At 65.6% G+C, this 18,459-nt stretch carries 16 protein-coding genes and 5 pseudogenes; 6 read left to right on the top strand and 15 right to left on the bottom strand.

All coding sequences use genetic code 11. The features are described 5' to 3' along the window. Positions 1-156: 156 nt before the first annotated feature. The 4 genes and pseudogenes from T428_RS30020 to T428_RS36220 form a co-directional block, all read right to left on the bottom strand. Positions 157-1,173, bottom strand: a pseudogene (locus T428_RS30020) (acyl-ACP desaturase). Positions 1,174-1,415: 242 nt separating this feature from the next. After that, entirely contained in the window at positions 1,416-2,336 is a 921-nt protein-coding gene (locus tag T428_RS0121220) for an HTTM domain-containing protein (RefSeq protein ID WP_025738054.1), read from the bottom strand. Positions 2,337-2,368: 32 nt separating this feature from the next. Then, positions 2,369-2,794: a hypothetical protein gene (locus T428_RS32950; protein WP_156943017.1), complete on the bottom strand. Its 426-nt coding sequence runs from the start codon at positions 2,792-2,794 to the stop codon at positions 2,369-2,371. Continuing rightward, the gene (locus T428_RS36220; protein WP_425412066.1) at positions 2,701-2,967 is read right to left on the bottom strand and encodes a DUF5819 family protein; all 267 of its coding nucleotides are present in this window, start codon (positions 2,965-2,967) and stop codon (positions 2,701-2,703) included. Before T428_RS36220 ends, T428_RS32950 begins: the two co-directional genes overlap by 94 nt. Before the next feature lie 803 nt (positions 2,968-3,770). On the opposite strand from T428_RS36220, the gene T428_RS0121200 reads away from it, so the two are divergent. The 3 genes from T428_RS0121200 to T428_RS0121190 are packed head-to-tail and all read left to right on the top strand — an operon-like array spanning position 3,771 to position 6,235. Next, complete coding sequence (locus tag T428_RS0121200) at positions 3,771-4,712, top strand: HAD family hydrolase (RefSeq protein WP_245605016.1); 942 nt, start codon at positions 3,771-3,773, stop codon at positions 4,710-4,712. Between the two features lie 49 nt (positions 4,713-4,761). After that, positions 4,762-5,295, top strand: a complete 534-nt coding sequence (locus tag T428_RS0121195) for an FAS1-like dehydratase domain-containing protein (RefSeq protein WP_025738050.1) — start codon at positions 4,762-4,764, stop codon at positions 5,293-5,295. 10 nt (positions 5,296-5,305) lie between these two features. Further along, entirely contained in the window at positions 5,306-6,235 is a 930-nt protein-coding gene (locus T428_RS0121190) for a cyclopropane mycolic acid synthase family methyltransferase (RefSeq protein ID WP_025738049.1), read from the top strand. A gap of 78 nt (positions 6,236-6,313) precedes the next feature. Here the strand turns inward: T428_RS0121190 and T428_RS0121185 are convergent, their stop codons facing one another. The 9 genes from T428_RS0121185 to T428_RS0121150 all read right to left on the bottom strand — a co-directional run bounded on the left by T428_RS0121185 (position 6,314) and on the right by T428_RS0121150 (position 13,924). Beyond that, positions 6,314-7,393 (bottom strand): lysophospholipid acyltransferase family protein, encoded by a 1,080-nt coding sequence (locus tag T428_RS0121185; RefSeq protein ID WP_036468603.1) that lies wholly within the window; start codon positions 7,391-7,393, stop codon positions 6,314-6,316. Continuing rightward, a complete protein-coding gene (locus tag T428_RS0121180) occupies positions 7,375-8,502 on the bottom strand; it encodes an SDR family oxidoreductase (protein ID WP_025738047.1) in 1,128 nt (375 codons plus the stop codon). Before T428_RS0121180 ends, T428_RS0121185 begins: the two co-directional genes overlap by 19 nt. Before the next feature lie 82 nt (positions 8,503-8,584). Next, positions 8,585-8,686: a 30S ribosomal protein bS22 gene (locus T428_RS32345; RefSeq protein ID WP_003402602.1), complete on the bottom strand. Its 102-nt coding sequence runs from the start codon at positions 8,684-8,686 to the stop codon at positions 8,585-8,587. A gap of 173 nt (positions 8,687-8,859) precedes the next feature. Next, positions 8,860-9,114 (bottom strand): cell division/environmental response transcriptional regulator, encoded by a 255-nt coding sequence (locus T428_RS0121175; protein ID WP_025738046.1) that lies wholly within the window; start codon positions 9,112-9,114, stop codon positions 8,860-8,862. A 140-nt stretch (positions 9,115-9,254) separates the two neighbouring features. After that, on the bottom strand, positions 9,255-10,133 hold the full coding sequence (gene proC, locus T428_RS0121170; protein ID WP_025738045.1) for a pyrroline-5-carboxylate reductase: 879 nt from the start codon (positions 10,131-10,133) through the stop codon (positions 9,255-9,257). 46 nt (positions 10,134-10,179) lie between these two features. Beyond that, a complete protein-coding gene (locus tag T428_RS0121165) occupies positions 10,180-11,004 on the bottom strand; it encodes a thioesterase family protein (protein WP_025738044.1) in 825 nt (274 codons plus the stop codon). A gap of 20 nt (positions 11,005-11,024) precedes the next feature. Next, positions 11,025-11,867: a sugar phosphate isomerase/epimerase family protein gene (locus tag T428_RS0121160; protein WP_025738043.1), complete on the bottom strand. Its 843-nt coding sequence runs from the start codon at positions 11,865-11,867 to the stop codon at positions 11,025-11,027. A gap of 15 nt (positions 11,868-11,882) precedes the next feature. Further along, the gene (locus T428_RS0121155; RefSeq protein WP_025738042.1) at positions 11,883-12,911 is read right to left on the bottom strand and encodes a hypothetical protein; all 1,029 of its coding nucleotides are present in this window, start codon (positions 12,909-12,911) and stop codon (positions 11,883-11,885) included. Next, positions 12,908-13,924, bottom strand: coding sequence for a Ppx/GppA family phosphatase (locus T428_RS0121150; RefSeq protein WP_025738041.1), 1,017 nt, complete (start codon positions 13,922-13,924; stop codon positions 12,908-12,910). The genes T428_RS0121155 and T428_RS0121150 overlap by 4 nt, the downstream gene beginning before the upstream one ends. A 174-nt stretch (positions 13,925-14,098) precedes the next feature. On the opposite strand from T428_RS0121150, the gene T428_RS0121140 reads away from it, so the two are divergent. Next, positions 14,099-14,884, top strand: a complete 786-nt coding sequence (locus T428_RS0121140) for a DUF3109 family protein (RefSeq protein ID WP_025738040.1) — start codon at positions 14,099-14,101, stop codon at positions 14,882-14,884. A gap of 77 nt (positions 14,885-14,961) precedes the next feature. Beyond that, positions 14,962-15,492: pseudogene (locus T428_RS0121135) on the top strand (FAD-binding protein); the annotation flags it as partial. An 81-nt stretch (positions 15,493-15,573) separates the two neighbouring features. Here the strand turns inward: T428_RS0121135 and T428_RS30015 are convergent. Then, positions 15,574-16,772 (bottom strand): annotated as a pseudogene (locus T428_RS30015) (sensor histidine kinase). 128 nt (positions 16,773-16,900) lie between these two features. Here T428_RS30015 and T428_RS30010 point away from each other — a divergent pair. Continuing rightward, positions 16,901-17,541 (top strand): annotated as a pseudogene (locus tag T428_RS30010) (response regulator). Here T428_RS30010 and T428_RS36215 read toward each other — a convergent pair. Then, positions 17,534-18,432: pseudogene (locus T428_RS36215) on the bottom strand (thiamine pyrophosphate-dependent enzyme). The pseudogenes T428_RS30010 and T428_RS36215 sit on opposite strands and share 8 nt — an antisense overlap. Between the last annotated feature and the right edge of the window lie 27 nt (positions 18,433-18,459).

Raw genomic sequence — 18,459 nt, 5'->3', positions numbered from 1 at the left:
GTCGACTGCCGGCGGGTGGACGGCGCACACGAACGTCAGGCAGGCGCACACGCGCCGATGACTAAAGACGAGAGACCCACGCCCGCAACAAGTATGGCAGTGGGACGATTTCGCTATGTGGTGTGGCGGGGCATCACGCCGAGCCCGGTCGTTGCGTCAGCGCCGACTCATCCGCAGCGTGCCTTCGGTGCTGAGCACTTTGCGGGCGGTGCTTTGGTCGTCCCGGCGAGCTTGCCGTTCGAGGTAGCGGTTCTTGGATTCGTCGAATTTGTCGCATTCGGTTTGGAGTTCACCGATCAATTTGCCGAGATCATCGCGCAGCCTGGCCCCCTCGCCGGTCAGGTTTTCGCGTTCGAAAATGCGCCATTTCTTCAATACGGGCAGCACGACCTCGTCGAGATGGATGCGAACGTCGTAGATACCGCCGACGGCGATAATCACGGCTTTGCGGCGAAAGCCGGGTACCGCGAAACCCGGCATTTTGAAATTACGCAGAATCAGGTGCAGCGACGCCATCGTCTGGTTGGGGGCGATTTCGAAGGCGGCTTCGGTGACGTCGCGGTAGAAGATCATGTGCAGGTTTTCGTCCGCGGAGATCTTGGCCATGAACTGGTCGGCGACCGGATCGTTCCAGGCCTTACCGGTGTTGCGGTGTGAGATGCGGGTGGCCAGTTCCTGAAGACTGACATAGATGACCGAGTCGGTGAGTCGATCGGCGAAGTATCCGTCTTAACGGTTTTGCCCGGGACTGAAGCCCCGGTTGACCACCTCCATGCGAAGCATCTCGAGCTCGACGGGGTCGACCGCCCGGGTGAACACCAGGTAGTCGCGCGGCGCGATCCCGTGCCGGTTTTCCTCGGCGGTCCAGCGGTTGACCCACTGGCCCCAGGCACCGTCGATGCCCATGTGCATCGCGATTTCGCGGTGGTATGAGGGCAGGTTGTCTTCGGTGACGAGGTTTTGCACCATCGCCACTTGAGCGACATCGCTGAGCTGGGACTGCTTCGGGTGCCAGTGTTGCCCGCCGAGCGCGTAGTAGTTCTTTCCGTCCGACCAGGGAATGTAGTCGTGCGGGTGCCAGGGTTTATGCATGCTCAGGTGGCGGTTGAGGTACTTTTCCACGACCGGCTCCAGCTCGCGCAAAAGCTGCAGGTCGGTTAGCTCGGCTGGCATGTCACCCCAAGGTCGATTCGCACTGATTTCCGCGTGATGCTCAGGCAATGTATGCGGGGGCACCGGCCGCCAGCATCGGTCAATGTTCTGATGTTGACGCCGGCGCGGCGTCGCAGCGCCGGCCGGCGCCGCGGTGGACTACCGCCGAACGAAGGTCGCCCGGATCATGGACGCACTTCGGTTCAGAACGCGCACCAGGCCGCGATAGTGATCGTCATCGATGATGACCGATTCGATCGATATCATGATGAAAGAGAAATCCGGCCGGCCCATGACCACCGCGATAGACAGGTGAAATAGCACGGCGACGGCCAGGACTGGGGTGCGTGTGCATTTCCAGCATATGAGTATTGGAAATGCCACTGGAACAGCACGGTGGAGTATGTGAGGAAAGCGGTCACAACCAAGTGCTGAGAAAGAAACTCATCCAGGGCACGAATCCCGAAGACGGGAGACGCCAGGATGTAGTAGATCGCTTCGCCTCTCATCCACAGCGGGCCCTGGAGTTTGTTCACTCCCGCGGTGAAGTACAGCAGGCTGATCTGGAAGAAGATGAGGAGTATTGCGAAATTGTGCAGGAGAGTCCCGTAGACAGCACCTCTGAGGTACCTGCCCGTCGGGGAGCAGCGGGGTCGGCGTTTCCCCAGGATCGCATCCACCGACAGATACCTCGACGAATCAATAACCGCGAGGAAAGGGCTCATGGTCATGATCAAGTTTGTTCCCCCGTTGAGCAGATGATCATTTCGTTCGCACAGGGAAAACAGCATGAAGTAGAATATCAGCGCGGTGATTCTGGTCCGATACCCGATCAAGTAGACAATGGTGACGATGATTTGCAGATGGAAAACCAGCTGAAAGTAGGTGCCGCCGCCGTGAAACCCGTACGCGTACGAGTACGCGTATTTGATCTCCGTGAAATACGAAGAAAGTGGATATCCCCCAAACGGCCCCCAATAGTAGTCTCTGGCGGAGTAGTTTGTGCCGATGAGTAGCAGCGAGACCAGAGCGATCGCAATCCGGGAGAGCGCGGATCCGATCAGCGAGTACCGTCGCGCGTAGCAGACGAAATACCAGCGGTTGACCGCGTTTATCAGCGACGTGGTCCGGTTCTGCCGGGCGTCGGCCGGTGGTATCGACGTACTCGGTTGGGCCGGCCTCATACTAGTTTGCGCGTTTTATGTGGGAACGCCGGTTAACCATTGACTGTCTGACCGGGTGGCGGGTCCTGGTAGTCATCGAACTCGAGTTCATCGTCGAATTTCGGTGGGCGAGCTGGAATCTCCACCGTTCTGAGCTGCAGCGCCGTGAAACCCGGGGGGAATATTTTCTTCGCGTAGACGTCGAGGACATTGAAAGCGAAGCATTCGCCGGTTTTCCTTGCCTGCTGTTCTTTCGGTGCGATAGGCACGAGTGTGTACCGGTAGTCTTTGTCTTCGGCGTGCTCTAGTGATTCTTTTACTGAAAGTTGCGACAGGCGCTTGTCGCGAAGTAGTTGCAGCTCTGGCGCTTCCCAGTTTCGGATGGCTAGATGCGCCGATTGGACATGTCGTATTCTTTCCGCGGCAATAGCGGACTGGCCAGCTTCTTGTTTATTGCCGCCGATGTGATGTCTGCCCACGGCGAAACGGTGTGGTCATACCTGACTCTGATCAGAAATCCGCGGTCGGAAACGACGGGGTTAGGAGCGAAGAGCCGCCAATCTTGATAGAAGATCGGGTCGATATATCCTCGATACACCGACTGTAATGCGCGATGAAAGGGACCCGCGGGAGCGTTGACTGTCGTAATCATAAACATATGGAGCATCGAAAAGGCAGAGAGCGCAACAAACAACCATGTTGCCCGCCGTTTGGCGGATGGTCCGAAATGTCTACGCATCGACATGTTCCAATGGCACACGCGGGCGCGCATCTAACAGCGAATGGGCCGCAACCGATTACGTCACTTCCTGCGGACGGCACCCAGCGCCGGCCTGGCGGCCTCTCGCTCCGCCTCTCTCGCCTGGAGACCCCACGCGATGTCCACGGCCGGGTCGAGCTGCCCGACAGTCACCGAATGGTCGGGGCCTTGGACTTGGTATTCCTCCTGCCCGGGCGTTGCGGCTCGCGCTTTCCGGGGGGCAGCCGAGTGTTCGACGGGCTGGGCGTGCTCGGAGGCCTCGAGGTACCGAAGATCGCCCTGGCCGGCTGATGTCTCATCTCGGGACGACATCAGGCCCAAAGTTCCCACGAGCAGCACGAACGCTCCCGTGGCAGCAATCAGCAGAGCTTTAGTGTTCACGGTCGGTCTCTTTCCCTGCGGCAGTACGCGGCAATGCGGTGATCGGGGCACCGGTGCCGGCTGCGTCGACGTTGACAATGGGCGCCGTCGGCGTGAACAGCATTGGGGCCCAGCGCAATTAGGCTAGAAGGCGGTCTGGCGTCCAACATCGGAGATAACGCTGAGATCGCTACTTCATCTTCGTCGTAGGTCGCCGGCCGTCGTGCCCACAACCGATCCCCGAGCCGTAAACCCGCCCCTGACATCTGCCGGATAGGGTTGATAGCGGCCGCAGCACGGCCATCGGACGGCCCGGCGATCTAGGAGGTGTGACGATGACTTCCGCTGAGTCGGGTGAGTCGACTTCCGCTGAGTCGGGTGAGTCGGACAGCACCGACCCCGCCGTGCGCGTCGACTTGGAATCCGTCGCCGCCAACGCCAGCGCCGCCCGCGCGCTCGAGGGGTTGCAGGAGTCCACCGCCGCCCAGGGTGGCCCGCAACCGCCGATCGACCTGACCGCCGCCGCATTCTTCGATGTGGACAACACGTTGGTGCAAGGGTCCTCCGCGGTGCATTTCGGACGCGGACTGGCCGCGCGCAACTACTTCACCTATCGCGACGTCGTCGGATTCATCTACGCGCAGGCCAAGTTTCAGTTGCTCGGCAAGGAGAACAGCAACGACGTCGCCGCCGGCCGGCGCAAAGCACTCACCTTCATCGAGGGCCGCTCGGTCGACGAACTCGTCGCGCTCGGCGAGGACGTCTACGACGAGATCATCGCCGACAAGATCTGGGCGGGCACCCGCGAGCTGACCCAGATGCATCTGGACGCCGGCCAGCAGGTCTGGCTGATCACGGCAACGCCCTACGAGCTCGCCGCGACTATCGCGCGTCGGCTCGGCCTGACCGGCGCGCTCGGCACCGTCGCGGAGTCGGTCGACGGCGTCTTCACCGGCCGGCTGGTCGGCGACATTTTGCACGGGCCCGGCAAGGCACACGCCGTGCGGTCCCTGGCGATCCGCGAGGGCCTCAACCTCAAACGGTGCACGGCCTATTCGGACAGCTACAACGACGTACCGATGTTGTCGCTGGTGGGCACGGCGGTCGCCATCAACCCCGACGCGCGTCTGCGCAGCCTGGCCCGCGAACGGGGATGGGAAATCCGCGACTTCCGGACCGCTCGCAAGGCGGCGCGGATTGGGGTGCCGTCGGCGCTGGCACTCGGCGCGGCGGGCGGTGCGCTGGCGGCGTTGGCGTCCCGGCGTCAATCACGCTGATAGGCTGCGCCGCTGAGCAACGATTAAGTGGGGAGCGTGTGCTACAGCCATGAACACTTCCGAGGGGGCTACGCACCTTCCAGAGGGCACTCAGGGCCTGATCGGCAGCCATTACCGGGCGCCGGATCACTTCGAGGTCGGACGAGAAAAGATCCGCGAGTTCGCGCTCGCGGTGCAAGACGACCACCCGACGCACTTCAGCGAGGTTGCCGCCGCCGAAGCCGGGTATCCGGCGGTGGTGGCACCGCTGACCTTCCTGGCGATTGCGGGCCGGCGCGTGCAGCTGGACATCTTCACCAAGTTCAGCATCCCGATCAACATCGCGCGAGTGCTGCATCGCGACCAGAAGTTCACCTTTCACCGCCCGATCCTGGCCGACGACAAACTGCACTTCGACACGTATCTGGACTCGGTCATCGAGTCGCACGGCACCGTCATCGCCGAGATTCGCAGCGAAGTAACAGACGCCGACGGGAAGCCGGTCGTCACCAGCATCGTCACGATGCTCGGTGAGGCCTCGCATTCAGACGCGCGCCCCGAAGAAACCGTGGCCGCAATTGCATCAATTTCCGCACAAAAGTAGGGTCGATTCGATGACGCCCCAGGGGGAAACGGGTAGCACCCAACAGCTAAAACCACCGGTCGAAGCGGTCCGGTCGCATTACGACAAGTCGAACGAGTTCTTCAAGCTCTGGCTTGACCCGTCGATGACCTACAGCTGCGGCTACTTCGACGAGAACCCGGACCCACAGAACCTGACCAAGACGCTCGAAGAGGCGCAATACGCCAAGCGCAAGCTCGCCCTGGACAAACTGAACCTCGAGCCCGGCATGACGCTGCTCGACATCGGCAGCGGCTGGGGCTCGACGATGCGGCACGCGGTCGCCGATTACGACGTCAACGTCATCGGCCTGACGCTCAGCGAAAACCAGTACGCGCACTGCGTGGCGGAGTTCGACAAGATGGACAGCCCCCGCCGCAAGGAGGTGCGGATTCAGGGCTGGGAGGAATTCCCCGACGAACCCATCGACCGCATCGTGTCCCTGGGCGCGTTTGAGCACTTCGCCGACGGCGCCGGTGACGCCGGGTACCAGCGCTACGCCACCTTCTTCAAGAAGTACTACGACCTGCTGCCCGACGACGGCCGCATGCTGCTGCACTCGATCGTGGTGCCCAGCCGCGAAGAGGGCAACGCGATGGGGTTGAAGGTGAACATGACCCTGCTGCGGTTCATCAGCTTCATCTTGAAGGAGATCTACCCGGGCGGAAAGCTGCCCCAGGTCGATCTGGTCGACAGGTACGCCACGGATGCGGGCTTCAAGATCGAGCGACACCACTTCATCGGCAAGAACTACGTCCCGACGCTGACCGCCTGGGCAGACGCCCTCGAAGCCCACAAGGAAGAGGCGATCGCCCTGAAGGGGCAGGACACCTACGACATCTACCTGAAGTACCTGCGGGGCTGCTCGGACCTGTTCCGCGACGGCTACACCAACGTGTGCCAGTTCACGATGGTCAAGTAAGTCTTCCCGCGAGCGTAAAGCCACCGCGAAATTCGGCCCCGGAGTTCGCAGTCCGTTTTCGTTCGCGGGGGCAGAAGGCTAGCCGAGAAACACGTTGCGGCGCCCGGCCAATAGCCGGTACAGCGTCTGCTGGATCGTCTCGCGGACCTGATCGGTCAACTCGAAGGTGACCATTGGATCCTCGGCGTCGGACGCGGCGTAGTCGTTGGTGTAGATCGGCTCGCCGAACGCGATGCGCCACTTCGACGGCAGCGGCAGCAGGCCCGCCGGCCCGGCCAATGGGAACAGCGGGGTGACCGGGAAGTAGGGCAGGCCGAACAGCCGCGCCAGCAGCTTCACGTCGGTGAGCATCGGGTAGATCTCCTCGGACCCGATGATCGAGCACGGGATGATCGGCGCCTTGGTGCGCAGCGCGGCCGTCACGAAGCCACCGCGGCCGAACCGCTGCAGCCGATAGCGGTCCTCGAAGCGCTTGCCCAGACCCTTGTAGCCCTCCGGGAACACCGCGGTGAGCTCGCCGGCGGCCAACAATCGATGCGCGTCGGTCGTGCAGGCCATGGTGTGACCCGCCTTGCGGGCGGCCTCACCGACCAGCGGCAGGTCGAACACCATGTCGGCGGCCAGCAGTCGCATGTCCCGTTGCGCCGGATGCTCGTCGTGCACCGCGACCGAAAGCATCAGTCCGTCGAACGGCAACACCCCGGCGTGATTGGCCACCAACAGCGCGGGGCCCTCGCTCGGCAGGTTCTCGATTCCGCTGACCTCGCAGCGGAACCAGGACTTGAAGAAGAATCTCAGCAACGGCCGGACGATCGCGTTGTTGAAGTGCGGATCGAACCCGAACTCGTCGACGGTGTAGTCACCGGTCATCCGCTGCCGGAAAAATCCGGCGACCGCGGCGACGTGTTGAGCGAACTCGTTGAGCGGAGCCTCCGTCGCCGTCGCCCCACCACCGACGCGGCGGTGCTCGTCGATTTCGCAAACCACCGCGGCGACCTGTTCGGCCGACGCCTGTCCGTGCGGATCGGAGAGCAAGGAAGGATGCTGACGCGACGCTTCGGCTCTCCGGCGAGCTGCTACCCGACCCCGATTGCTATGCAGGGGAATAACATTCGCTCTGGTTTCACCCGCCACGATGTCTACCTGACTCCAGTCCATGGAATTGGATTTCGGCTACCCCAGCGCTGCGCTAAGGCTATGGCGCGACCTTCCAAGGAGTGTACCCGATCTGGGTCGATTATGGGAGTCAGGCCGCGGCCACGAACGTAGTCATCGAAGGCCTCCGCGGTCGACCACTTCGGCTGGTAGCCGAGCTCGGTGCGCATCCGGGTGGTGTCCATGACCCGGCCATAACTCAGGTAGTTGAATTGCTCGCGATTGATCTCGGTATAACGGTTAGCCCGTCTCAGCGAATCGAGTGCCCACACTCCGAATCCGGGCACCGGCAACGGAATCCGGCCGGCGCGCCGGATCGCTTGGGACAGCATGATGATCCCGTCGGCGCCGATGTTGAAGGTGCCGGCCTTGCCGGCCATCGCCGCGCGATCCAGCGCGGCCAACGCATCCTGCTCGTGCAGCAACTGCAGTCGCGCGTCACGACCTAACATCGTCGGGACCACCGGACCGGCCAGATACCTCGACAGTGTGGTGTCCATCGCCGGGCCAATCATGTTGGCCAGCCGCAGAATCGTCACCGCGATATCGGGCCGGCGCCGGCCCAATCCGCGGACGTATCCCTCGATATCGAGGCTGTCCTTGGCGAAACCACCGCGCAGCGGACGACGGCTGCTGCTGTCCTCGGTGAACATCACCGGGTCGTGCGGGCTCGACCCGTACACCTCCGACGTCGACTTCAGCACGACGCGTCGCACCGACGGCGCTTTCTGGCAGGCCGCGAAGAGCTGCATGGCGCCCATCACGTTCAATTCCTTCAGCGCCGCCGTGCCGCCGGAGCGCGGCGCGTACGACGCCGCGGCGGCATGCACCACCGTGTCGACATCGCCGTTGCGAATCACCTTGGCTATGAAGGGATTACGAATGTCGGCGCGAACGAACTCGGCCCGCCCCATCCGGCGCAGCATGTCCTTGCTGGGGGCGATCGCGTCCACCGCGATGACGTTCTGAATCAGCGGGTTCTGCGCCAGCCGGGCGATCAGGTAGCCGCCGAGAAACCGGCACGCGCCGGTAACGAGCACCACTTTGGGGTAGTGCATCGTGTTATCCGCGTTGTCGCCGGTTCCGGCGCCGCCCCCGCTCGACGAATCCACCCAAACAGCCTAGCTGCCGGGATGGGTCGCGGCGCCATGGCCGAACGACGGTCGGTGAGTTCTTCGGGTGCGCGACGCGGGCTTACTTGCCGAGTTTTCTACGCTGCACCCGCGTGCGGCGCAGCAGCTTGCGGTGCTTCTTCTTCGACATACGCTTGCGCCGCTTCTTGATTACTGAACCCATGAACTCCGCTATCTGACCGGTGACCGCTTAAGGACTGCTAAAAATCTGGAAAACCTCGCGGTCACTTTACCCGGCGGGCCGCACCGAACACCAAACCGCCAGTCGCGCGACCACTCCAATGGCCGCGCTCCAAGCGTCGGTCCCGACCCGTGCCGCCGTGCTCGGGCGGCGGCTCAGCCGGCGTCGAAGTAAGACGTCTCCAGCATGTCGTGCACGGCCTTGGCGTGCACCCGGAAGGACCGCCCAACCCGCACCGCCGGCAGCTCACCGTTGTGCACCAACCGGTAAACCGTCATCTTGGAGACCCGCATCAGGGCCGCCACTTCGGCGACGGTTAGAAATTGTGTCCTTGCCTGGCTATCGGCCGAAGCTGTGTCCCGCGCCTTACCTGCGGAATCTCGCGCCGATGGCCCGTTCGTAGACGTCATCGCAACCCAATCGTGTCAGGCCCGCGCAACGCCACCGGCTTCCCCTCCGCTGGCACCCACACGGGCATACACGTAGGAGAATAGCGGGACTAGTGGGATTACTGGTACTGGTGGGGGACAATCATTTCGAAATCTTTAAATTATTCCGATGTAATTCTTAGCTGCTCAGAGCGCGTTTTCGCGGCCTGAACGGCGGCATCGACGGCGGCGCGCAGGCCCCCTCGTTCAAGTTCGCGCAGCGCAGCGGCGGTGGTACCGCCCGGCGAGGTCACCATGGCACGCAGCTGCGCCGCGGTGGCGTCCGCCTGCTTGCCCATCGCCTCACTGTCGGCCGGTCCCGGCTCGCGATCCAGCCGTTCCAGCAGCAGCGCCGCCGACCCGGCCATCGTCTGCGCGGCCAGGTCCGTCGCCATCCCGCGGCTCAGACCGGCCGCGACGCCGGCGTCGACCAGGGCCTCGACCATCAGGAAGAAATAGGCGGGCCCGGAGCCCGCCAGCGCGGTCACCGCGTCCATCTGCCACTCGGGCACGGTCAGCACGCCACCGACGGCGTCGAACAGCGCCGTCACCTCTTCCAGCTGCGGGGCGCTGACGAAGCGGCCCTTGGCCAGGGCCGTTACCCCGGCTCCAACCACCGCCGGGGCGTTGGGCATCGCCCGGACCACCGGCGTCCCGGCCGGCAGTTTGGATTCGAAGAAGCCGATCGTGATCCCCGCCGCGACGGTGACGAAAACCTGCTCGGCGCTGTCCCCTTCGGCCGCGGAGACCGCCTTGGTCGCCTCGGTCATCACCGGTTCGACGTCGGCGGGCTTGACCGCGACGACGATGAATGTCGCGTTGTCGACGGCGTCCGCCAGCGTGGAGGTAACCCGCACCGAGTACGTGTCCGCCAGGTACTTCGCCCGTTCCGGGACGCGTTCGGCCACGACCAGGTCCTTGACCTGTCGCCCCGACCGAAGCAGACCCGACAGCAGGGCCTCGCCCATGCTGCCACCGCCGATGATCGCGATTCTCGCCATGGCGAAAGCATCGCAGACGCCCAAGCTTCTGCTGGCTACCGGGGCTTCACCGCTTCCCAGGCACCAGGGCCAGCTGGCGCGACTGCACGACGAGCCGGCCCAGGCTGTCGACGACGATGTGATCCTCGTCGAACCAGTCGTGCCCGATTTCCAGGCAGGTGCAGACCACCCGCAACCACCCGTCGGCGGGCAGGGCCCGCAGAAAGGCCGTCAGTTGAACCGTCGGCGCCCAGCCGGTGCGCTCCACGGCGAACGTCACCGGCGCCGACAGATCCCCGCACATCAGCGCGAAGAGCCCGTCGGGGGCGACGTCGCGCGGCCGCGCCCACATCTGCAGGATCGGGGGTCGCCCGTCGGTGCTGGGTGCCAGCGTCGACAGCAGCGGCCGGACGTCGCAGCCCTCGCCCAGGTGCACCAGGCCGGCCAGCGGGTGGCCGGGCCCGATCGGTTCGATGTCGTCGGGCGGTTCGGGCGCCATCAGGTCCAGCACCGGGTTCGCCGTCAGCAGCGGCGCCGTGTCGCCGCCGGGCGCAACGTGCTCCGGCTCGCCCAGGTTGACCACGGCGTGAACGGCGGTGCGGTCGCCCTGGACGAGTTCGACGTCGACGACGCTGATCCGCCGGCCGCGCTTGCGGATCGAGGTCACCAGCCGCATCGGCCCCGGGTCGGGCGCCCACAGGTAGCTGGCCGACACCGCCACCGGCTCGTGTCCGGACTCGGCGCAGGCGTGCCGGGCGGCGTTGGCGCACAGCGCCAGCATCGCGCCGCCGTGCACCTTGGGCCCGATGGTCCAGTGCTTGTTGAGCTCCCCCTCGTATACGCCCGGATCGACCTCCCGCAGCGTCATGGCGGTGGTGAATAGCGCGGTCATGGTCTCCTGACGGTCGGCGGTCATCGCATCAAATGTGTGCGGGCGAACTGCAGCGATTCGGCCAGCATGGCTTCGCGCTCGCTGGCCGAGCGGGCGCTCGAGGTGGATACCTCGAGGATGGCGTGGCCGGTGAAGTGCCCGGCGGCCAGCAACTGGCACACCTCGGCGGTGGGTTGCGTGCCCCGCCCGGGCACCAGGTGCTCGTCGGCGGGCAGGCCGCTGCCGTCGCACAGGTGCAGGTGCACCAGCCCGGCGCCCATCCGTGCGGTCATCTCCAGCGCGTCGGTGCCCGCCGTGGAGGTGTGCGACAGGTCGAGCGTGTAGTGCGCGTGGTTGCCGTCCAGCGGGTCATACGACGGCGCGAACGCCGAAATCGCCGGTCCCGGGCCGCCGCCGCGCCTGCGCATCCGTTCCCGCGACTGGTCGGTCCCGAAGAAGCGGTCCGCCCGGAAGGGGAACATGTTCTCCACCGCGACCATCACGTCGCTGGACGCTTCCAGGTTCGTCACCTGCTCGCTGAATCCCTCGGCGTAGCGCCGCTGCCAGCGGAACGGCGGATGCACGACGACGGTCTGCGCGCCGAGCTCCTCGGCGGCCCGCACGCTGCGTTCCAGCTTGGGAATCGGGTTGGAACCCCATACCCGCTGCGAGATCAGCAGGCAAGGAGCGTGGACCGACAGCACCGGCACCTGGTAGCGCTGCGACAGCTTCTTGACGGCGGCGATGTCCTGGCTGACCGACTCGCTCCACACCATCAGCTCGACGCCGTCGTAGCCGAGCCGGGCCGCATACTCGAACGCGGCCTCGGCCCTCAACGGGTAGACCGAGGCCGTGGACAGGCCGACCTTGATTGCCGGGCGCACTGTTGCGGGTGACGCCTAGCCGGACTGCATGGTTAGCGCCAGCGGCCCCAGAGTGATCAACGCCCCGACGGCCACCGCGATCAGCGTGCTCGCGATGTCCTCGGTCTTGCGCACCGCCCGCACCCCGGCCACCAGCCCGAGGATGACCAGCACCGACAGCACCAGCGCCACCAGGCTGTTCCATCGCCACAGTTGGTCGAACGCGATGAACAACCCGGCTCCGAAGGCGACGGCTAGCATCGACTGAAACACGATCAGGGTGCCGCGCCAGAGCGCCGCGAGCTTGCCGGGCGCCGCGCGGACGTCCCCGAACCCGTCCGTGCGGGGCGCCTCGACGCCGACGTGATCCTCGGCCGCGTCGGTCAGCGCGTCCGCGTCGGCGCCGTCGCGCTCGTCGCTGCGCCGTCGCGCCACCTCGTCGGCGAGGGTTTGGCCGCCGAACAGGGTCGAGTCCTGCAGGTAGGAGCGGACATAGGCGGAATCCTCGGTCGCGGGTTCGGCCTCGCGCACGTCGGAGTCCATGACGTCGACCGGGATGTCGGCGTACTGCTCGAGCGGATCCGGGCTCATGTCCTCGGCGCCCGAGGACGCCGCGAGCTTGCCGACGGGCTCCGCCGGCCGGTCGGCCTCTGGCGCGTCGGGGCGCCGAGCGGGCCGCGGGTAGGCGCTGCGCTCCGGTCCCGTCCGGGGCGGCTGCGGCGCCGACTTGGGCCAACGAGGCTCGGGCCGGGTCGCCGGGTTGGGCTGGGCCTCGGGGGCGGTCCCGACCTGCTCCGAGACGGGTTCGGGTGCCGCCTCCGCCTCGGGTTCGGCGACCTCGACGGTGCCGTTGGCCTCGGGTGTTGTCTTGTCGTGCTCCTCGTCGCGGACGACGGGAATCTCACCGGTCAGCTCGGCGACGGTGACCGTATCGCTGTCGCCGCGGCGGCGCCGACGCCGCCGGGTGCCCACCGGGGCGCCGATGGTCCCGTTCCTGGCCAGCAGCTCGGCCACCGAGATGGGCCGAGTGCCGGGGCTCTCGGTCTCGGAGTGTGGTCCGGTCATGGTTTGTCGCCTCTCGATCGGTTGGCGTTCCGATCTCCTGCCTGACCTCCAGCATTGCGCACCGAGGTCTCTACGAGGGCGGTTCCGTCGGCTTCGCTGTCGAGCTTGCGCAAGATGAGACCTTCCCGTAACGCCCACGGGCAGATATCCACCGTTTCTATCGACAGCGCTCGCATGCTCGCCTCCGCCACCAGGGCGCCCGCCACGATCTGTGGCGCCCGTTCGGCGCTGACTCCTTCCAATTCCGCCCTGTCAGCGGTGGTCATCCTAGAGATGAAAGATATGAGTTGCCTGAGGCCGTTGGCTGTCAGCGTCCGTTTCACCCGTGGTCCGGCGGCCGACGGCGCGGCGCCGGTGAGCCGGGCCAGCGACCGGAACGTCTTCGACGTCGCCACGGCCAGGTCGGGAGCGCCGGCCTCGAGCACGGCCACACTGGCGTCGGCCAGCTCGGCGTCCAGCCAATCGCGCAGCATCGCCACCCGGCGCCGCCCGGGTGGATCGTCGGGCAGCCACTCGCGGGTCAACCGGCCGGCACCCAGCGGCATCGACAAGGCGACCTCGGGTTCCTCGTCGACGCCGCTGGACAGCTCCAGCGAGCCGCCGCCGATGTCGAGGTTGATGATGCGCCCGGCGCTCCACCCGTACCAGCGGCGCACTGCCAGGAAGGTCAGCCGCGACTCGTCGACCCCGGTCAGCACCTGCAACTCGACACCGGTTTCCTTGCGGACCCGGGTCAGCACGTCGTCGGAGTTCTCGGCGTCGCGGACCGCGGAGGTGGCGAAGGCCATCAGCTCCGCGCAGCCGGAGCTGATGGCGATCTTGGCGAACTCGTCGATCGTGGAGATGAGTTTTTCGGCGCCGCGCTTGGTGATCTTGCCCGAGCTGTCGGTGGCCTCGGCCAACCGCAGGGTGGCCTTCGTCGAACTCATCGGGGTGGGATGCCCGCCGCGATGGGCATCAACCACCAACAGATGGACCGTATTGCTACCCACGTCGAGCACGCCTAATCGCACGAACACAAACTAGCGGGAGGGCGAAGCGGTTTGGGTTGCGCCCCGCTGTGAAACACCACAATCCGATATCGGTCGACGCGATCCCGGCGGAATTCAAGATCAGCGGGTCCCCGCTGCGGCGGGCGCGAGTGTGAGCGGCTCGATGGACGTGAATTTTGGTCTAACGTTGCATCCGTGGCGAATTCGCACCCCGAGCCTGGGCAAGAAGTTGAATTGGATTTTGCCCGTGAATGGGTGGAGTTCTTCGATCCGGACAATCCGGAGCATCTGATCGCGGCCGACCTGACGTGGTTGCTGTCACGCTGGACGTGCGTGTTCGGCACACCCGCCTGCCGCGGCACGGTCGAGGGCCGCCCGGACGACGGGTGTTGCTCGCACGGCGCGTTCCTGTCCGACGACGACGACCGCGCCAGCCTGGACGACGCGGTCAAGCAGCTCACCGACGCCGACTGGCAATTCCGCGAAAAGGGTTTGGGCCGTAAGGGTTATCTAAAACTCGACGAGCACGACGGCGAGCCCCAGCACCGCACCCGCAAATACAAGGGCGCGTGCATTTTCTTGAACCGGCCCGGCTTTGCCGGCGGCATCGGCTGCGCCCTGCACAGCAAGGCTTTGAAGCTGGGCGTGCCGCCGCTGACAATGAAGCCCGAGGTGTGCTGGCAGTTGCCGATCCGGCGCAGCCAGGAATGGGTGACGCGGCCCGACGGCACCGAAATCCTGAAGACCTGGATCACCGAATACGATCGCCGCGGCTGGGGCTCCGGCGGTGCCGACTTGCACTGGTACTGCACCGGCGACCCGGCGGCACACGTCGGCGCCAAGCAGGTGTGGGAGAGCCTGGCCGACGAGCTCACCGAACTACTCGGCGCCAAGGCTTATGCCGAGCTGGCGGCAATGTGCAAGCGCCGCAGCCAATTAGGGCTCATCGCGGTGCACCCGGCGACTCGGATCGCGGAGTAGCCCTTAGGGTCGCCGTGGACGAAGACACGCGATCGGCGGCCGCCCCGCGCTGGCGGGGTGAGACCGGGCGCCTGGAGGTCTGGTATTCGGTTCACCTGCAGCGCTACGGATTTCTCGGTGTCGCACCGGGCGAGCCGGTGCCGGACTGGTTCTGCGAGTCCGCGGATCTGAACGAGCTGGGCGCCAAGACCGGTATCGACGCCGCGGGTCTGATCCGCACGATCGACGAGTGGCACCGCCACGTCGCCGAGGACGCCGATCCCGACTTCGGCCGCGGTTCCAGTGCCTACGACGGCTATTGGGGCGACGACAGTGCCACCACCGCCGCCGGGAAGACGCTCGGCCCGATCGACACCGCGCCCTACTACGCGGTGCCGGTGTCCATCGGCGCGATGGGCACCAAGGGCGGGCCGCGCACCGATCATGACGGCCGGGTGCTGCACGTGAGCGGGGAGCCGATCCCGGGGCTATTTGCCGCCGGCAACGCGATGGCCGGGGCGACCGGACGGGCCTACGGCGGTGCCGGCGGAACCATCGGCCCGGCAATGGTTTTCGGCTACCGCGCGGGCTACGCCGCGGCCACCGGGAAGTCCGTCGACCTGCAGTAGGCCGGATTTCGCCGCGACACTTAAGCCTTGGCGACGACACGCCGAAGAACACCGCCGCGGTTTAAGTTTCGCGTCGGGTCACTACTTGAGCGGCACTTGCACGCAGATGTGGGTGCCTACCGGGGTGTCGAGGAAGACGAACACGCCACGGGCCGCGTCGATCCGGGCCCGGTGCGACGCCAATCCGATGTGGCCCTCCCCCAGTCGGCGTGCCATCGTCTCGGTGTTGAAGCCCACGCCGTCGTCGACGACATGCAGGACACATCGGTTGTCGGTGACCCCAGCGTGATCGAGGCGTGCTTGGCGTGCGAGTGCTGGACCACATTCGAGATCAGTTCGCGCACCACGCCGAAGACGATCGGGTCGATCTCGTTGCGGTCGGGGTAGTCGATTTCGGTGGAGATCTCGATGCCCGAACGCTCCGCGGCATCGGAGGCCAACTGATGCACCGCGGCACCCAGACCGACCTGCTCGAGCACGGCCGGATGCAGCTCGAAAGTCGCCTGCCGCAGGCTTTGTGACGCGGCTTGTAGACCGGCCAGCGCGCGCTCGACACGCTCGTCGTTCGGCAGCACGGTTTCCAACTCGACGAGTTCCTGACGGACCGCGAGGATGTCCTGCAGCGGCCCGTCGTGAATGGCTTCCGAGATGCGGCGCTGCAACACGTCCTGGGCGGTCATCGTCTGGGCGAGCAACTCTTCGCGCAGCACGCTCAGTTCGGCCACCGAACGAGTGTGCCGCTCCGCGATACGCACGGCCGTATACGCTGTGGCACAGAGGAACCCGTACAGCGCGAAGCGGAAAGTGGCCTCGAAGATCCCGATCGAGCGCAGCATCTGCGGGTCCTGCAGCACCGCGATCGCGAACCCCGCCATGGAGAAGATCAGCACCACCGCGGCGCGCCGCGACGAGACGTCGAGGCCCAGCAGGATGGGCAGCATCGTCATGATCAGCAGCGGATAGACGCCGTCGGTGGACAGCAGCTGGAAGACCGTCAGCGCGACGACGTCGATGACCGTGAACGCAACCGGTTCCAGCCGGCCCGGCCCAACCCATTGGTGCAACGGAGAGAACGCCAGCGCCACGGCGCACAGTGCGACGAACGAGTAGGCGACGATCAATATGCCCTGCTGCGGCCACTCGAACCGGGCCGTGCCGATGATCATGGCAGCGACCATCAGACCCACCACGCCGATCCGTATTACCGACGCGATTCGATACGAGCGCAGCCGGTGGATCCTGCGTACCCGACGCAACTCCGCGTCGCTGGTATCCGCCACCCGAACACAGTACTCATCTGTGCTTGCCCCTCCGAGGCTAAGTGGCAAAACCCGCATCAGATTCTCCGTGGCGACAATCCGCGCTGGTGCGACAAACAGCTACACTGACCGCCATGGCCGGCGCAGCAATGCCCGAGAAGGTACGCGTTGTCGTCGGCGACGATCACCCGCTGTTCCGCGAAGGGGTTGTCCGGCACTCGCGCTCAGCGGCGAGGTGAACGTCGTCGGCGAGGCCGACGACGGCACGCAGGCATTGGAACTGATCAAGCAGCACCGTCCGGACGTCGCGTTGCTCGACTTCCGGATGCCCGGCATGGACGGCGCCCAGGTGGCCGCGGCGGTGCGAAACAACGAATTGCCCACCCGCGTGCTGCTGCTGCTGTCGGCCCACGACGAGGCGGCCATCGTGTATCAAGCGCTGCAGCAGGGCGCGGCCGGCTTTTTGCTCAAGGACTCGACGCGGACCGAGATCCTCAAAGCCGTGCTCGATTGCGCGAACGGAAACGACGTGGTGGCGCCGTCGCTGGCCGGCGGCCTGGCCGCCCAGATTCGCCAACGAGCCGAACCGTCGGCCCCGGTCCTGTCCGCCCGGGAACGCGAGGTACTCAATCGTATTGCCCGCGGTCAAAGTATCCCCGCAATCGCCGGCGAGTTGTTCGTAGCGCCGTCCACGGTCAAGACGCATGTGCAGCGGCTATACGAGAAGCTTGGGGTCAGCGATCGCGCGGCCGCGGTCGCCGAAGCTATGCGCCAAGGTCTGCTCAACTAGCGGCCGGCCAAACTTCCGGCTCCCGAATCGGCTGCGGCTGCTCTTCGGCCAGCATCGCCTTCGCCTGAGCTTCGGCCTCGGCGACCAGGTGGCGGGCCCGCCGCTCCAGCTCGTAGAGGTGTCCGGCGTTGATGCCCGCGCCGATCAGGCGCTGCCGTTCGAAAACCAGCGGGTCCGTCGAGGCCACCCCGTTGCTGCGCTGGGTCCGCGCCTGGACGAGAACGGGGCCTTCGCCCGCGCCCGCGCGTCGCACCGCCTCGGCGACCGAGTCGCGAACCGCCTCAACGTCGTTGCCGTCGACCGAGTGCACCGGGATCCCGTGGCATTTGGCCGCGTAGGCGTCCTGACTCGCGTTCTCGATGACGAACACCACCGGAAGCTGCCAGGACACCGCGATGTGGGCGGCCTCGGCAAAGTCCGCGGACTTCACGTCGCGAGTTTCCATGGCGCACAACGTAACCCGCCGTCGTCGGCCAGTTGCTTGCCGTAGGCGTGTCCCACGGCCAGCAGCGGTGATTGCCGCAAAGCGCTTGAGAAGGGGGACATTCCACGAACCGACGCCACGAATGAGGCTTCGGCCCCGCCGTCCGGGTCGAACTCGGGCTCGATCAATGCAGCAAGGGCCGGACCCAGCGGCAGCGCGCAAGCGGTCTGCTGAGCGTGCTGCAGATGGATGATGGCGGTGGTCATGACGTCACCCGGGCGAAGGGCCGCCGCGGTGCCGGTGGCCACCGCCTCTTGGCCGAACGCGGCCTGGACGGCCTGGTTGAGACGACCGTCGATGCGCAACTCCTCCACCGCCATGTCGAGCAGGCGCAAGACCCACATTTGGCGGTACAGCTCCAGCTGTTCACGCAACTGTGCCGCGGAGAGTTCGGGTGTGCGAGTCATGTCCGGGGGTCTCCTAACTCGTCGTGG

It is taken from the genome of Mycobacterium genavense ATCC 51234, from assembly GCF_000526915.1.
In the GTDB taxonomy this organism is placed as follows: Bacteria; Actinomycetota; Actinomycetes; order Mycobacteriales; family Mycobacteriaceae; genus Mycobacterium; species Mycobacterium genavense.
This window is presented reverse-complemented; position numbering and strand designations above follow the sequence as displayed.

Excerpts from the sequence above, each read along its gene's own strand:
- T428_RS0121220 (WP_025738054.1), bottom strand. The coding sequence starts at position 2,336 with ATGAGGCCGGCCCAACCGAGTACGTCGATACCACCGGCCGACGCCCGG.
- T428_RS36220 (WP_425412066.1), bottom strand. The coding sequence starts at position 2,967 with ATGATTACGACAGTCAACGCTCCCGCGGGTCCCTTTCATCGCGCATTA.
- T428_RS0121200 (WP_245605016.1), top strand. The coding sequence starts at position 3,771 with ATGACTTCCGCTGAGTCGGGTGAGTCGACTTCCGCTGAGTCGGGTGAG.
- T428_RS0121195 (WP_025738050.1), top strand. The coding sequence starts at position 4,762 with ATGAACACTTCCGAGGGGGCTACGCACCTTCCAGAGGGCACTCAGGGC.
- T428_RS0121190 (WP_025738049.1), top strand. The coding sequence starts at position 5,306 with ATGACGCCCCAGGGGGAAACGGGTAGCACCCAACAGCTAAAACCACCG.
- T428_RS0121185 (WP_036468603.1), bottom strand. The coding sequence starts at position 7,393 with ATGGACTGGAGTCAGGTAGACATCGTGGCGGGTGAAACCAGAGCGAAT.
- T428_RS32345 (WP_003402602.1), bottom strand. The coding sequence starts at position 8,686 with ATGGGTTCAGTAATCAAGAAGCGGCGCAAGCGTATGTCGAAGAAGAAG.
- T428_RS0121175 (WP_025738046.1), bottom strand. The coding sequence starts at position 9,114 with ATGACGTCTACGAACGGGCCATCGGCGCGAGATTCCGCAGGTAAGGCG.
- proC (WP_025738045.1), bottom strand. The coding sequence starts at position 10,133 with ATGGCGAGAATCGCGATCATCGGCGGTGGCAGCATGGGCGAGGCCCTG.
- T428_RS0121165 (WP_025738044.1), bottom strand. The coding sequence starts at position 11,004 with ATGACCGCGCTATTCACCACCGCCATGACGCTGCGGGAGGTCGATCCG.
- T428_RS0121155 (WP_025738042.1), bottom strand. The coding sequence starts at position 12,911 with ATGACCGGACCACACTCCGAGACCGAGAGCCCCGGCACTCGGCCCATC.